This is a genomic window from Ruegeria sp. C12, from assembly GCF_056537745.1.
In genome coordinates this window covers 78,362-92,351 of the sequence record NZ_JBQFSA010000004.1, presented here as the reverse complement: position 1 = coordinate 92,351, position 13,990 = coordinate 78,362, and the positions used below count along the sequence as shown (strand labels likewise).

Sequence of the window (13,990 nt, the reverse complement as noted above, 5' to 3'; positions counted from 1 at the left end):
CGATTATGCTATCTTCGCGGGATTTGGAGTTGGAGCTAGTAATGGACTATTTTTTCTCGGTCCGCGGGCGCAGCGGAGATCACTATTCGAACAAACTGGGCACGGCGCGGTATTTGGCGATTCCGTCGAACGTAAAGACACCGGCCCGAAAACACGAAGTTCCGGTGTCGCAGTGGGTCGGAAAAGTTCAGGACGAGGCCGGTGCCACGGATGATGAAAAGGGCAACATCGTCATCTTTGTGCACGGCTTCAACACCGAGCAGTTCGAGATGCTGGAGCGGCACCGGAAAATCCGCAAGGGGCTGGAGGCGCATGGCTTCAAAGGCGCGCTTGTCAGCTTTGACTGGCCCAGCGACGGGTCGGTGCTGGGTTACAGTTCAGACCGGGCCGACGCGCGGCGCTCGGCAGACAAGCTGTTTACCCATGGGATCAGACGTCTGTCGCGCATGCAGACGGCGGATTGCCGATACAACATTCATGTGTTGGCCCATTCCATGGGCACGTTTCTGGTGCGCGAGGCGATGGATTTTGCCGATGATGACCACGAAATCGCGCAACACAGCTGGATGACCAGCCAGATTGCCTTTGTCGCGGCGGATGTGTCGGCAAAGTCGTTCCGGGATGGCAGTTCCAAAACCTCGTCCCTGATGCGCCACTGCACACGGCTGACATGTTATTACAGCCCCTTTGATGAGGTGCTGTCGGTGTCCGAGGTCAAACGGGTCGGCGTGTCGCGCAGGCTGGGGCGTGTCGGCATGCCGGACGATCATCCGGAAAAGGCCGTGAACCTGTATTGCGGCGCGTATTTCAAAGACAATCGCGATGACTATCCGGACGGCCCATCGGCCACCCATAGCTGGTACTTCGATTCGTCGCGGTTCTATGAAGACCTGCACCACACATTGACGGGCAAACTGGACCGCGAAGTCATTCCGACCCGAAAGTTCACTGACCGGGGCAATCTGGCGCTGTTCTAGTCGGGCGGTTTGGTGGTCTTTTCGGGCACCGGGTCATAGCCATCGCCGCCCCAGGGGTGGCACCGGCCAATGCGACGCGCGGCGAGCAATGCGCCTTTGATCGGGCCATGCTTTTCAAGCGCTTCCAGCGCATAGGCCGAGCAGGTCGGTTGATAGCGGCAGTTGAATCCGACCCATGGGCTGAAGATCAGCCGGTATGCCCGGATTGGCAGCGCGATGATATGGGAGAGAAAGGTCACTTGCGCGGCGCATGTATTTTGCGCAGCGCGTATCGCAGATCATCCAGCAACGCCGCGAATGGGCGATCTGCCGTGACATTGGCGCGGCCGATGAGAACGTAATCCCACCCGTCCTGTCCATGTTGTGGCAAAACGGCCCTTGCAGCCTCGCGCAAGCGCCGTTTGGCGCGGTTGCGTGCAACAGCGTTGCCCACTTTCTTGGAACAGGTGAACCCAACGCGCAGCCCCGGGGCTTCGTCAGGTGCGCGCTTGCGGGCCTGCACCATCATCGACGACGTGCCCTGTCGGCGCGCACGTGCCGCTTTCAGGAAATCCGATCGGGTTTTGAGAACCGTCAGGGATACAGGCGCGCAAACGGACGCCGCCGGGGGCGTTTCCCGGGGGTGGTTTCTACCATCCTCAGGGGCCTCCGGCGGCGTCATGTTCATAACCTGATCGGTGAGCGGCTTATGCGCTCAGCGATTTGCGACCGCGTGCGCGGCGTGCGTTCAGGATCTTGCGGCCGGCCTTGGTGGCCATGCGCGCGCGGAAACCGTGGCGGCGTTTGCGAACCAGGTTCGAAGGCTGATAGGTGCGTTTCATCGCTCCGTCTCCAATCTATAGCGGTCGGGTGCGGCGCGGATTCGCCTGGCCCTAGTGTTCGAAGCCCGTCCTCTACTGCTAAGCGGGGGGTAAGTCAAACCCCAAGACCGGGGTTTTGACGCCTTTTGCAACAATTCTGTATCCCGGCCCCGGAAAAGGTTTCAAATTCCGGGTTTTGCGCCCGAAACCCTCACATTCCCTGCCACATAGTTCAAGGCCGCGTGAGGGCCCTGTTGCTTGGCCGTCGGGCAGCGCATGTTGGGTCAGGAATTAAACAGACAAAGCCGGATGGCCAGATGAGCGAAACGACCCAGGCGCCGCGCAGCGGAATTGCGCGTCATATCCCCTTGCTTGTTATCCTTGCCGCTGCTGCGGTCGGGTTTTTTACGCTTGGCGATTACCTGAGCTTCGAGACCCTGCGCGACAATCGCGAGGCGTTGCTGGCCTGGCGCGATGCAAATTACTGGGCAATGGCGGCCGCTTTTGTGGCGATCTACATCGTGATCGTTGCATTCTCGCTGCCCGGCGCTGCTGTGGCATCCATGACCGGCGGGTTCCTGTTCGGTCTGTTCGCGGGCACGTTATTCAACGTTTTTGCCGCGACCGTTGGCGCATCTGCCATCTTCCTGGCTGCGCGTTGGGGATTGGGCGAGTCGCTGACGGCGCGGCTGGAATCCTCGGAAGGTACGGTCAAAAAGCTGAAAGACGGGCTGCGTGAGAATGAGATCTCGGTCCTGTTCCTGTTGCGGCTGGTTCCGGTCGTTCCCTTCTTTGTCGCCAATCTGGTGCCCGCGCTGGTCGGCGTGAAGTTCCGCAACTTCCTGATCACAACCGCGCTGGGCATCATTCCGGGCGGCATTGTCTACACTTGGATCGGCGTCGGGCTGGGCGGGGTGTTCGACCGGGGTGAAACCCCAGACGTGTCCCTGTTGTGGGAGCCATTTGTGATCGGGCCTATCATTGGTCTGTGTGTGCTGGCTGCTCTGCCGATTGTAATCAAAGCCCTGCGTGGCAAAAAGGACGCCTGACTCATGACAGAACTGAAGACCGATATCCTGGTGATCGGTGCCGGGTCAGGTGGCCTGTCCGTGGCTGCCGGGGCTGCCCAGATGGGGGCCGATGTGATTCTGCTGGAAGGTCACAAGATGGGTGGCGATTGCCTGAATTTCGGCTGCGTCCCATCCAAAGCGCTGATTGCCAGTGGCAAGGCCGCCTATGCGCAAGCCCACGCATCACCTTTTGGGGTGTCGGATGTCGTCCCACAGGTGGACTATGGGGCCGCCAAGGACCACGTGCACGACGTAATCGCACAGATCGAACCGATGGACAGTCAGGACCGGTTCGAAGGTTTCGGCGTGAAGGTCATTCGCGAGTTTGGGACCTTCCTGTCGCCAACGCAGGTGCAGGCGGGGGACAATGTGATCACCGCCCGCCGCGTGGTGATCGCAACGGGCTCATCGCCGCTTGTGCCTCCGATACCGGGTCTGGAGACGGTACCGTTCTATACCAACGAAACCATCTTTGACCTGCGCGAAAAGCCCGATCACCTGCTGATCATCGGCGGCGGCCCCATCGGTATGGAAATGGCGCAGGCGCATATCCGGCTGGGCTGCAAAGTGACGGTGATCGAGGGCCTGAAGGCGCTGGGCAAGGATGACCCCGAGGCCGCCGCAATCGTGCTGGATACCCTGAAAGCGGAAGGCGTCGATATCCGCGAACAGGCGATGGTCGCCGAGATCAGGGGCGCAGACGGCGCGGTCGAGGTTGTCACAGAAACCGGAGAGGTCTTTGCCGGTACCCACCTTCTGATGGCCGCCGGACGCAAGGCCAACGTCGAACGCCTGAACCTTGAGGCGGCGGGGATCGACCGCACCCGGACGGGTATCAAGGTCGATGACGCTCTGCGCACCAGCAACCGCAAGGTCTATGCCATCGGCGACGTCGCTGGCGGGCTGCAATTCACCCATGTCGCCGGGTATCATGCCGGTATCATCATCCGATCCGCGCTGTTTGGCCTGCCATCCAAGGCCAAGACCGCGCATATTCCGTGGGCAACCTATACCGACCCGGAACTGGCCCAGGTTGGTCTGACCGAAGCGCAGGCGCGCGAACAGCATGGGGACAAGATGGAAATCGCCCGGTTCGACTACCACCACAACGACCGCGCCATTTCCGAGCGCAAGACGAAAGGGTTTATCAAGGTTATGGTCGTAAAAGGCCGACCTGTCGGTGCAACGATCGTGGGGCATCAAGCCGGGGAACTGATCAACTTGTGGTCTCTTGCGCTTGCCAATAACCTTAAGATGGGTCAGATCGCCGCGATGGTTTCCCCCTATCCGACGATAGGAGAGCTTAACAAACGTGTGGCGGGTGCTTATTTCTCGCCGAGGCTGTTTGAGAATCAGACAGTTAAACGAGTGGTCAGGTTCGTCCAGCGCTGGATCCCCTGACCTAAAGAAGGAGCGCCAATTGAACTCGCTTTCGGGCCGTTTCCTGATCCTGACGACGGTCTTCGTGATGTTGGCCGAAATCCTGATCTTTGTCCCCTCGATTGCGCGCTTTCGCGAAGACTTTCTGCTGAACAGGCTTGAGCGTGCGCAGATCGCCTCGCTCGCGTTGCTGGCCGACGACATGCTGGCCGATGAGCTTGAGGCCGAACTGCTGGCCAATGCCGGTGTCTATAACGTGGTTTTGCGGCGTGACGAGGTCCGGCAGCTGATGCTGTCCTCGCCAATCCCCGAGCAGATCACCAACACCTATGATCTGCGCGATGCGGGCCCCTGGATTCTGATCCGCGACGCGGTGAACCGTATCTTCACGGTCGAAAACGAAGTTGTTCGCGTGATCGGAGAGCCGGTCAAAGGGGCCGGGCTGTTGATCGAGGTGACCATCGACAGCGCGCCTTTGCGCATGGCGATGGTGGATTACGGCCTTCGGATTCTCGGTCTGTCCTTTGTAATCTCGATCATCACGGCGTCGCTTTTGTTTCTGGCGGTTCGCGTCGTCCTTGTCCGTCCGATCAAAAGCGTTGTCGGCTACATGCAGCGCTACGCCAGCGCGCCTGAGGACGCGCGGGGTATCATTGCACCCGCCTCCAAAGTCACGGAACTGCGCGAGGCGGAAGAGGCACTGAAAACCTTGCAGACCGATCTGACCCAGGCCCTGAAACAGCGCGAGCGTCTGGCACAGCTTGGCGGAGCCGTCGCCAAGGTCAGCCATGATCTGCGTAACATCCTGACCTCGGCGCAGTTGTTCACTGACAGGATCGAATCCAGCGATGACCCGCTGGTTGGTCGTCTGGCGCCGAAACTGGTCAACTCGATCACGCGGGCCGTCTCACTGTGCGAAAGCACCCTGGCCTTCGGCCGCGCTGAAGAGCCCGCGCCGACCCTGACAATGGTCCGGGTTCGGGACGTGGCAGCGGATGTGGCGGCCAGCGAACAACTGGCCGTTGCGGATGCCCACGTCGAAATCGTCAACGAAGTCCCCGAGGACCTGGTCGTACGCGCCGACCCCGAGCAGTTGTTCCGCGTCATCATGAACCTTGTGCGCAATGCCAGACAGGCCCTGGTCGCATCAGGCAAACCCGGCCGCGTGACCATCGCCGGATGCGAGTTCGAGACCAGCTGGTGCATCGAAGTCAGCGACACGGGCCCCGGTCTGCCGCCAAAGGCGCGCGAGAATCTGTTCACACCATTTCAGGGCGGCGTCCGCAAAGGAGGCTCGGGTCTGGGCCTTGCGATTTCACAGGAACTGGTGCGCGGCCATGGCGGAGATCTGCTTCTGAAAGACACCAGCGCAAGCGGAACAACCTTTGAAATAAGGCTTCCCCGCGGCGACGTGACTTTTTGAAAGTTTTTTGAAGAATCGACTTGCACGTCCACCGCCCCGGGTCTAAATACCGCCTCACCAACGCGGACCGATAGCTCAGCTGGATAGAGTACTTGACTACGAATCAAGGGGTCGGGGGTTCGAATCCTCCTCGGTCCGCCATTTGGTGCTTTGTCAGGCGACACATAGTTCTGCCACCAGCGACAGAACCTTGCCATTTTCGCCTCACTTCCTTCACCCAGCACCTAAACCGATTTCATTGATCCTGACTTCCTTTTGGGAAAATCAGGGCTGATTTGCAGACCAGACGCCGAAGGCGCCTGTTCCTGCTGATCAACGAGATGTGCCAGTTGTTGGGGCTCGGTGGCGCAGGGTTCAGGAGCATTGTGATTGGGATCTTTGAAGACATACTCACGGCCGACAGAAAGCACCTGATTGATCTCGACACTTTGCTTTCGAAGGGGGGTGTAAAATGAACCTGCCTTTCAGAGTGAGTGTCTTTGGCCTTCTGACGGTAGACGGCCGGAAGTACAAATTAGACCGGAAAACTGACTTTGGTTACTACTTCGAAGATTTTGATGAGACTGGCCGGAACCTGTCTCTCACATTCGACGAATTTGCCGACCTTCTTCAAAGGCCCGATGTGACCTTTGATCCCGGATATTACCTACCTGAACGCCAGGACTTGCGAATGAGTGCGGGTGTTGAAGCAATAGCAAGCTTGCCAGATGACGTGAGATCCGAAGTAGTCTGGCGCTTCTCCTGGGTCGACGGGTTTTACCAGTTCGAGCGTGTCGATGAGGCGAAGAGGACCGATTTCTCACTTCAGAGTGTCATTCCTTCCATCGAGGCCCATGTGAACAAACAGGCACGGGCTGCCCAAAGCAATTGGCGGAATCCGAGGGCCGGAAAGAAGAACGTTTATCGGGACCCACCCAGTCCAAGAACCTTAAGAGAATGGGTGAAACGATACGAGAAAGCAGGCGGCTCTCCGCTTGGCTTGATCCCGGGCACACATAGATCCGGCAACCGAACTGCGCGGTTCTGCCTCGAGGCTTCGAGATTGCTGGGCGAATGCCTCGAAGCCTATTTGACCCGGAAAAGACTAACCAAGAAGAACGTCGCGGACGTGTGCCGGGACCGGTTCAAAACTGTGAACAAGCAACGAGTGGTGGAGGGCAAGCCGGAACTCACAATTCCTTCGCGGCGCAAAGTTGAGCGCGCACTTTCCGAGCTTGATCCGTATTTCACATGCGTCCAAAGGCACGGCGTGGACTACGCCAATCGCAAGTTCGCGCTCTATGAGGAAGGTGTAACAGCAAGCTATCCAATGGAGCGTGTTGAGATAGATGAATGGTGCGTTGATCTAATCACGATACTTGCTGAAAGGGGCGCGCTGGATCATTTGAGTCCTGAAGAGCTCGCCAAGCTGAACCGTGGGCGTCGTTGGCTCTATCTCGCGATCGACTGTGCCACGCGATGTGTGGTGGGTATGAGACTGGCGGAAAAGCCGAATTGCCAAGACGCCATGGCTCTTTTGTCTGACATCACACGCGACAAATCGGACCTTGCGATAGCGGCTGGCTGCAAATCGACCTGGCATCACTACGGCGGGGTGAGTTCCCTGGTGACCGATCTTGGCGTTGCTTTTGTGGACGACGCGTTTCGAAGTGCGGTCTTTGATGCACATGGGGTTGTTGAGACGCCTCGCGGCGGGCTACCGCGTTTGCGCGGGCGCGTGGAGCGTATCTTTCGAACCTTTGGGACGGCTCTGATGCCTCTCCTCGCCGGTCGCACATTTTCCGATCCTAAAGAGCGAGGAGATTACCCTTCGGAAGAGATGGCTTCTCTTTCAGATGACGCGCTGATGGAAATCCTCATCAGGTTCGTTGTGGACGTGTATCACAACATGCCGCACCGTGGGCTGAACGGCGAAACCTCCAATAACTGCTGGAAACGCCTCGCCGAGAAAATGGGTATTGTCCCCCAGCTCGCTGAAACCACCCGACGCAAAGCCTTTGGAGTGAGGTATCGCAGGCGTGTTTTTGGCAAAGGAGTGAGGCTGTTTGGCATCGACTAAACCTGCCAGGCACTTCGTGAGTTCTATGTGCACGATCGTCGCCGTCACGTTCAAATAAAAGTTGACCTGAACGATCTCGGTTGGATCATGATTCAGATCGGGAAAAAGTGGTATGCGGCGCGCGCTCTGCAGAAGTGCTTTGACGCCGTGTCATATGAACAGTGGGAAGCGACTGCGCGTCAGCTGCGGCTTAAATACAAGGCTGAGGCCGTGCTTCAGGAGAAGACTGTCCCTGACGCATTGCATGCCATCATCCAAAAGACCTCCGATGAAGAACGCAGGTTCGGGGCTGTCCTGAAGCGTCAGACACCGGCAGGGCTTAGACGGGCCAGGGAAGATCTGTTCCTAGGTTTAAGCATCGAAACGGATGATCCTGAAGACTTTGACCTTCCGCCGGAGCCAGATCTATTCGGGCATGTCATCTCGCTATCAGACGAGGACGACGAAGTCTCCGACGATAGTGCTGTCCGGGAGCAAAACCCTGATGAGGATCGTCCGAGAGTTTCGAAATGGAGGATTGAAGATGACTGATCTCCCTGGCGACCCATCTGATGAGATCGACGTACAGATTGCACGTCTTAGAAACATGTTCGTTTCGCATCAGGTGTTCCACGATCTCAAACTGGTTTTTGATCGTCATCTGCGCCGAAGACGAGCGGCTATCCGAATGGGTAGTCGCAGCGAGGCGCGTGGTCTTGCTCTGATCGGGGCGTCCGGCAGTGGGAAATCCACTCTCGCAGACCGCTTGTTTGACAATCATACGGACCTGATCCTGCCAACGGAGGGACAGGATGTGGCGGAAGTGATCCGGCTACTGGTGCCGTCACCAGCGACGCTAAAGAATGTTGGCATGACGATCCTGTCCGGTTTGGGATATCCGCTCGCTCGGGACAAATCGGTTGGGATCATCTGGACGCAGGTGCGTCAGTTTCTCCAACTGCGAAGGACCCTGTTTGTGCATCTGGACGAGGCTCAGGACCTTTACATCAGCAAAGGCGTCAAAACCCGCAATGATGTGGTGAACACCCTAAAATCGCTTATGAACGATAAGGACTGGCCGGTTGGTCTTGTTCTGTCTGGCACGCCCGATCTGATCGAGATGATCAATTCTGATGTTCAGCTTAAAAGGCGCATAGATGTTGTGTACCTGGGTGCAGTGAGCTGGATATCCCACGAACCCGAGGTCACAGAGATCTTTACTGAGTTCGTTGAGAAGTCTGGTCTGACACATTCCAACGAACTTCAACAGAGAGAGTTTCTCAAGTGGCTGGTTCACGCAGGCGGCAATGAGTTTGGAATGATCATCGAAATGTGTCTGAGTGGGATAGAAGAGGCGCTCTACGACGGAGAAACCCAGCTCCGACTTGGACATTTTGCAGAAGCATTCCGGCGCAAGTCGGGTTGTATACCTGCTTTCAACCCATTCCTTGCCCAAGACTACATTAGCATAGATGTTAGGACCATCATGGGCTGGTTGGATCACGGCGACCCCTCGTTGGACGGAGGGTTGCAATGAAACGACAACTCGCTCTCACTCTGCCTCATCATCACATGGAGACGCCTGCTTCCTATGTCGCCCGGCTGTCACGTCGCAATCTTAGTGTTACAAGGGAGTTCTGTTCAGATCTGGGTTTGAGATGGCCCCATATCTGTTCAGCCCATCCGGATCAGCTGGAGCGGCTGTCACAACTGGCTGGGGTGCCACTTGAAGCGTTGGAGTTGGCGGCGGCCAGATTGGTTGGCCCCTGTCGGTACCGCGTCGGGCATTCCTTTGCCACCTCGGGTTCGTTCCGCCGGGCTACCACCCGAGTCTGTCCGAAGTGTATTGTGGATGCCATAAATGGGTCGGGTCCTGAGAATGCGTTTCAACTTCTTGAGTGGTTGGTGCTGCCGATCGGGACCTGTGCCAAGCATGGCGTACCGTTGCTCCAGCTTCCCAACGCGTCGCATGCGCATCTCACCTACGACGTGGTTGAGCAAGTGACGCGTCACCAGGATCTGATCTTTGAAGCCGCTCAAGACGCAACAACGCTTGGGCGATCCTCGTTTGAAACCTACCTGAGCCGCCGTATTGAGTTTGGGGTCGCCGGTGACTGGTTGGATTCGCTGGAGCTGACGCATCTTCATCAGTCCGCTCTGACATTAGGTATGGCGATTGCTATGGACCGCGGCGTCGGCCGTTCGGATTTGGACTTCGAACAGGAGCGTACTTGCATGTCGACTGGTTTCGAGGTTCTGAAGAGTGGGCCGGAAGCCCTGAAATCTGAGTTGGAGCGTGCCAGGCGCCAGTCTTCCTCTAAACGGTCTTATTTCACAACAGATATGGGCGAATTCTATACCTGGCTGAAAGAAACTGAAAAGGACCCGGCGACAGCAGTGCTCAGGTCTTGCGTGCAGGATTTCGTTCGGGAGAATTATCCGCTGCAGACCGGTGCGAAAGTTCTGGGTACGGAAATCACAGCACCCAAACTCACCACGCTTGAACGCGCGCGGGAGCTACATGGGGTCGGCGAGGTTCGGGTGCGAGGCATTCTCGCTCATCTTCGCGGTATAAATGCGAGCGATCTGTCATACATGAAAGATGTCAGCCATGAGGATCTGGCTGCCGTGCTCGACTTCTGGTCTGGGTTGCAGAATACCAAATCCACCGCGGTCCAGCTGAATATCCATCCGGTCCATGTTAAGGCACTGATCCGGCACAATGTTCTGGAAGCCTATCGTTTTGGAACGTCTCTGCGCTATGTTCCATCGTCCTCGGTACAGACCTTGCTGACTAGGCTTGAAGGCCTGCGCATTGCCTCTCGGACACGTCATAGGTTGCCCCTCTCGGAGTACAGCCGACAGAGCAGGGTGGCCCTGGCTCGCGTTGTCGCCGATTGGGCAGCAGGCCGACTGACCGGCGTTTGGAGAGATCCGGACGTAGAGGGGTTGGCTGGAATTCTTATAGACTGCGCTGAGATCTTGGAAAAATCGGAGCGCGTGTTTTCTGGCGATCTGTCGCTTCTGGATGCGGCGGCGCGCTTGAGAATTAGTATCGGGTCAATCCGGCTCTTGCGGGATTGTGGATACCTTAAGCAGGTAAAGCTGCGAAACCCGGACACGCAGCACTACCGTTGCTACATCACTGAAGAGAGTATTCAAACGTTTGAAAAATCCTACGTAACGCTGGGCCAAATGGCAGAGCAGTTTGAGATCGCCGCGATCCATTTGGCTCCGGCGCTGGACCGAAGAGGAGTTGAGACAATTTCCTGCGAGGCTGGGTTCGTTCGTGCGTACCCGAACGAGACACGGGACGTGGTTCGAGAACTGACGATTGGGGGGGGGTAAAACGTCAATCTAAACTGACTGCTTTAGTCAATAAAAGCTGGTGGCGGAGCTAAGTTGATGTTCCGCCGCTCATGCTCATCAGTTTTAGTGACGGTCTATCGATTGGGGCAACTACGTTGAACTGCTGTACTGCGAGGTGAAGAAACATGACTAGTAGTCGAAGAAGTCTTACTGAACGGCTTCAACCAATATGGGAGGCCGTAGGCAAGCTGGGCGCGAATAGTCCCGAGCTTAATCTAAAGGCCTATCTCGATGAGATGTGGAGCGAAGACGAAACAACTACTGTTTCTTTGAGGACTGGAAAGGGTCTGGCTCGACGAGACGAAAAAATTGCGGAAGATATTGAGGCCCAATTCAAGATGATTGCGGTCGCCTTTGCCACTGGAGAATTGGATGAGATCGACCGCGTAGTTAACTACCTAGCGTTCATACGTCGCTTGAAAAAGCAGGGTGTTTACGAAATTGGACACTGGAGCGATGAGGACCCAGATGGGTGACGATGTAACTAGAAGGTGGTTCACGTAACACCCGTTCAGCAATGTCCAATGGCCTTTATCTAAGGCCTTCCCTCCGAGAACTCAAAACCTGACATTTAGGCGGGACGCGGCGAATGGCTCGAAGGAGCCCACAGCAGAAGCCTTTGAATTTCGCTGCCAGCGCTCGCAGCGAGAAAATTGCCGCAAGCGCGAGTGTGGCACTGCTGCAAGGCGACGGGAAACGCTGCCATTTAGCCGAAGTGTTCAAAATCTGCTGTGAGTGGGCGCACTGTGGTTTTTTCCAAAAAAGCTAATAGCTCGGTGCTGCAATACGGAGAGCACCGCTGCCGTTGGCGTGTGGCAAAGTGGAATTCTTAGCTCAATTGGTACCGGCCTTTGCGCAATACACGTCTTTGGTCAGGGTCCAAACGGAAGGACGCCAAAACGCATTCGGTGTTCTTCGCAACACGATTGCAATGTTTGCAACTCATCCTTCCCTTGCCAACGGTTACAATTACTTGTGATCTATGGAGCAGACCTATGGAAATTGATTGGCTGGAAGATTTTCTCGCCCTAGCCACGGCGGGTGTTTTCGCAAAGGCCGCCCATAGCCGCAGAGTCAGCCAATCTGCATTCACAAGACGTATCAAAAATCTGGAACACTGGGTTGGCGCTCCGCTTTTTGACCGCAGTGTTCACCCGGTCGTACTGACATCAGCAGGAGAGTCGTTTCGTTCGACGGCGTGTCAAACACTCAGCGCGTTGCAACAGGCTCGAGCAGAGCTGACTCAGCTTTCAGGCGTTGCCGGAGAAGTGCTGAAGTTTTCGGTTCTGCACACGATCTCTATATCATTTGTTCCTTCTTGGATCAGGAGAATATCCAAATCCATCGGCCCGGTCAGGACCAATTTCGTCGTGGATAATTTTTCAGATTGTGTTGAGACACTGACGGCTGGCAACGTTGACTTCATGCTAAGCTATGACCACCCCTCAATGGCGGTACTGACCGAAAATTCGTGGTACCCATCCATCACGGTCTCTGATGATTGTCTGGTTGCTGTCTCCCGCGCCGATACAGACGGCACAGCGCTATTTCACTTTGACCAGAAGGGTCGTCTACCCTTTTTGTCCTACCCCTCGGAGAGTTTTCTCGGTCGTCTAAGCCGAGACGTGATTGAACGGGCCGATTTGGCTGACAGGCTGGACACGCAAAGCGAAAACTCGGTTGCCGAGGCGCAAAAGGCGGCATGCCTTGAGGGGCTAGGCGTTGCCTGGCTTCCCGAGATGGCCATCAAACCCCAGCTTGACGATGGAACTCTTGTGCGGATCAGCCATCCCGATGCAGAGCATCAGATGCCGATCAAGCTCTTTCGTAACATGCAAACAAGCCGCCCTGCTGTCGAGCGCTTTTGGACATTGGCCAAAAACTCAAGTGTCGATTTTGAAATCGCAGAAGCAGCGCTATGAGATCGGAGCTACTGTTGCTTTTGGCTGAGCCTCCAGAACCGTTCCAGTTGCGGTCTGGATCGTTCGATTGAACGATAGAGTTTGACGTATATCTCAACTTCGAAACCTGGCTTGCTCACCTTCGTTAGTTTGCCTGCAGCCAGTTCGCGTTTCACAGATACTTCTGGGAGAAACGTAACGCCATGCCCTTCAAAACACGCCGATTTGAGCGCCTCAGCAACAGAGTTTTCATAGGTCGGGGACAGGGTATCCTGTAGGTTGCCACGCTTCAGGCAGACTTGTGATATGCGCCCTAGGAAAGTGTCGGGCGGATAAGACAGGTAAGGTACTTCGCCCGGTTCATCCAGGCTGAACACAGGTTCGTTTCTGGAATTCACAGCGCTGACAGCGATAATTTTATCCTTGGCAATTGTCGTTGAAGGGTATCGGGCTTCATCCGATATTGTCGGCACAGAAGGATGTGAATAGCACAGCATGAAGTCTGCGCTGCCATTGAGAATAGCCTCGGCGCAACCGGAAAAATTCTCGGCAACCAGCCGTGTTTTTACAGGGCCAAGGTAGTCTGTCATCTGGCCCAGCCAAGCCGGAAAGAATGAGATCGCCAGTGTATGCAGTGCCACAAAGTCCAGGGTATCGGCTTCGCGGCGCGACAGGCTGCGGATGTCGTCCTTTGTGAGGTTCAGTGCACTTACCGTATCAATTGCGGTCTGTCGGAACGCCTTGCCCGCAGCGGTGAGTTCTACCGGGTGAACGCTTCTGTCAAACAATGGGGTACCAGCCCAGTGCTCTAGGTTCTTGATGCGCCGGGTGAAGGCGGATTGACTGATGTTGCGGGCATCAGCCGCCCTTGCAAAGACACCGGCGGTCGCAAGGGCCAGAAAATCTTCAAGCCAATCAATCTCCATGTCAGGTTCTTTCTGGTGGCATCGTCATAAGACCATATGCTGTTGCAAGTTTTGCAATGATGATGCGCCAATAGCGTTGGCGCTGCAACAGTCGAAATCTTAGCTT

The 13,990-nt window shown here is 56.3% G+C and carries 14 protein-coding genes and 1 tRNA gene; 11 read left to right on the top strand and 4 right to left on the bottom strand.

Annotated elements, in window-relative coordinates:
• Positions 1-41: 41 nt before the first annotated feature.
• Positions 42-977, top strand: coding sequence for an alpha/beta hydrolase (locus ACR0C9_RS09635; protein ID WP_170456086.1), 936 nt, complete (start codon positions 42-44; stop codon positions 975-977).
• On the opposite strand, the gene yidD is transcribed toward ACR0C9_RS09635, so the two are convergent.
• The 3 genes from yidD to rpmH are packed head-to-tail and all read right to left on the bottom strand — an operon-like array spanning position 974 to position 1,798.
• The gene (gene yidD / locus ACR0C9_RS09630) at positions 974-1,216 is read right to left on the bottom strand and encodes a membrane protein insertion efficiency factor YidD (RefSeq protein ID WP_480708722.1); all 243 of its coding nucleotides are present in this window, start codon (positions 1,214-1,216) and stop codon (positions 974-976) included. The genes ACR0C9_RS09635 and yidD overlap by 4 nt on opposite strands.
• Positions 1,213-1,638, bottom strand: a complete 426-nt coding sequence (gene rnpA, locus ACR0C9_RS09625) for a ribonuclease P protein component (protein ID WP_170624821.1) — start codon at positions 1,636-1,638, stop codon at positions 1,213-1,215. The genes yidD and rnpA overlap by 4 nt, the downstream gene beginning before the upstream one ends.
• Before the next feature lie 25 nt (positions 1,639-1,663).
• Complete coding sequence (rpmH, locus tag ACR0C9_RS09620) at positions 1,664-1,798, bottom strand: 50S ribosomal protein L34 (protein WP_005980833.1); 135 nt, start codon at positions 1,796-1,798, stop codon at positions 1,664-1,666.
• A gap of 296 nt (positions 1,799-2,094) precedes the next feature.
• On the opposite strand from rpmH, the gene ACR0C9_RS09615 reads away from it, so the two are divergent.
• From ACR0C9_RS09615 to ACR0C9_RS09570, 10 genes are all read left to right on the top strand, one after another.
• Positions 2,095-2,826, top strand: a complete 732-nt coding sequence (locus ACR0C9_RS09615; protein WP_170456167.1) for a TVP38/TMEM64 family protein — start codon at positions 2,095-2,097, stop codon at positions 2,824-2,826.
• 3 nt (positions 2,827-2,829) lie between these two features.
• On the top strand, positions 2,830-4,248 hold the full coding sequence (locus ACR0C9_RS09610; RefSeq protein ID WP_170524910.1) for an FAD-dependent oxidoreductase: 1,419 nt from the start codon (positions 2,830-2,832) through the stop codon (positions 4,246-4,248).
• Positions 4,249-4,267: 19 nt separating this feature from the next.
• Positions 4,268-5,650, top strand: a complete 1,383-nt coding sequence (locus ACR0C9_RS09605; protein ID WP_480780897.1) for an ATP-binding protein — start codon at positions 4,268-4,270, stop codon at positions 5,648-5,650.
• Between the two features lie 64 nt (positions 5,651-5,714).
• Positions 5,715-5,791: transfer RNA gene (locus tag ACR0C9_RS09600), tRNA-Arg, on the top strand.
• Between the two features lie 310 nt (positions 5,792-6,101).
• Positions 6,102-7,709, top strand: a complete 1,608-nt coding sequence (locus ACR0C9_RS09595; RefSeq protein WP_480780896.1) for a transposase family protein — start codon at positions 6,102-6,104, stop codon at positions 7,707-7,709.
• Between the two features lie 87 nt (positions 7,710-7,796).
• Positions 7,797-8,240: a hypothetical protein gene (locus ACR0C9_RS09590; RefSeq protein ID WP_480780895.1), complete on the top strand. Its 444-nt coding sequence runs from the start codon at positions 7,797-7,799 to the stop codon at positions 8,238-8,240.
• Positions 8,233-9,225 (top strand): ATP-binding protein, encoded by a 993-nt coding sequence (locus tag ACR0C9_RS09585; protein ID WP_480780894.1) that lies wholly within the window; start codon positions 8,233-8,235, stop codon positions 9,223-9,225. The genes ACR0C9_RS09590 and ACR0C9_RS09585 overlap by 8 nt, the downstream gene beginning before the upstream one ends.
• Positions 9,222-11,036, top strand: coding sequence for a TniQ family protein (locus ACR0C9_RS09580; RefSeq protein ID WP_480780893.1), 1,815 nt, complete (start codon positions 9,222-9,224; stop codon positions 11,034-11,036). The genes ACR0C9_RS09585 and ACR0C9_RS09580 overlap by 4 nt, the downstream gene beginning before the upstream one ends.
• Positions 11,037-11,182: 146 nt before the next feature.
• The gene (locus tag ACR0C9_RS09575) at positions 11,183-11,533 is read left to right on the top strand and encodes a hypothetical protein (RefSeq protein ID WP_480780892.1); all 351 of its coding nucleotides are present in this window, start codon (positions 11,183-11,185) and stop codon (positions 11,531-11,533) included.
• Positions 11,534-12,052: 519 nt separating this feature from the next.
• Positions 12,053-12,979, top strand: a complete 927-nt coding sequence (locus tag ACR0C9_RS09570) for a LysR substrate-binding domain-containing protein (RefSeq protein WP_480473292.1) — start codon at positions 12,053-12,055, stop codon at positions 12,977-12,979.
• An 8-nt stretch (positions 12,980-12,987) separates the two neighbouring features.
• Here the strand turns inward: ACR0C9_RS09570 and ACR0C9_RS09565 are convergent, their stop codons facing one another.
• Positions 12,988-13,884 carry a LysR family transcriptional regulator gene (locus tag ACR0C9_RS09565; RefSeq protein ID WP_480780891.1) on the bottom strand — a complete coding sequence of 299 codons (897 nt, stop codon included), beginning with the start codon at positions 13,882-13,884 and terminating at the stop codon, positions 12,988-12,990.
• Between the last annotated feature and the right edge of the window lie 106 nt (positions 13,885-13,990).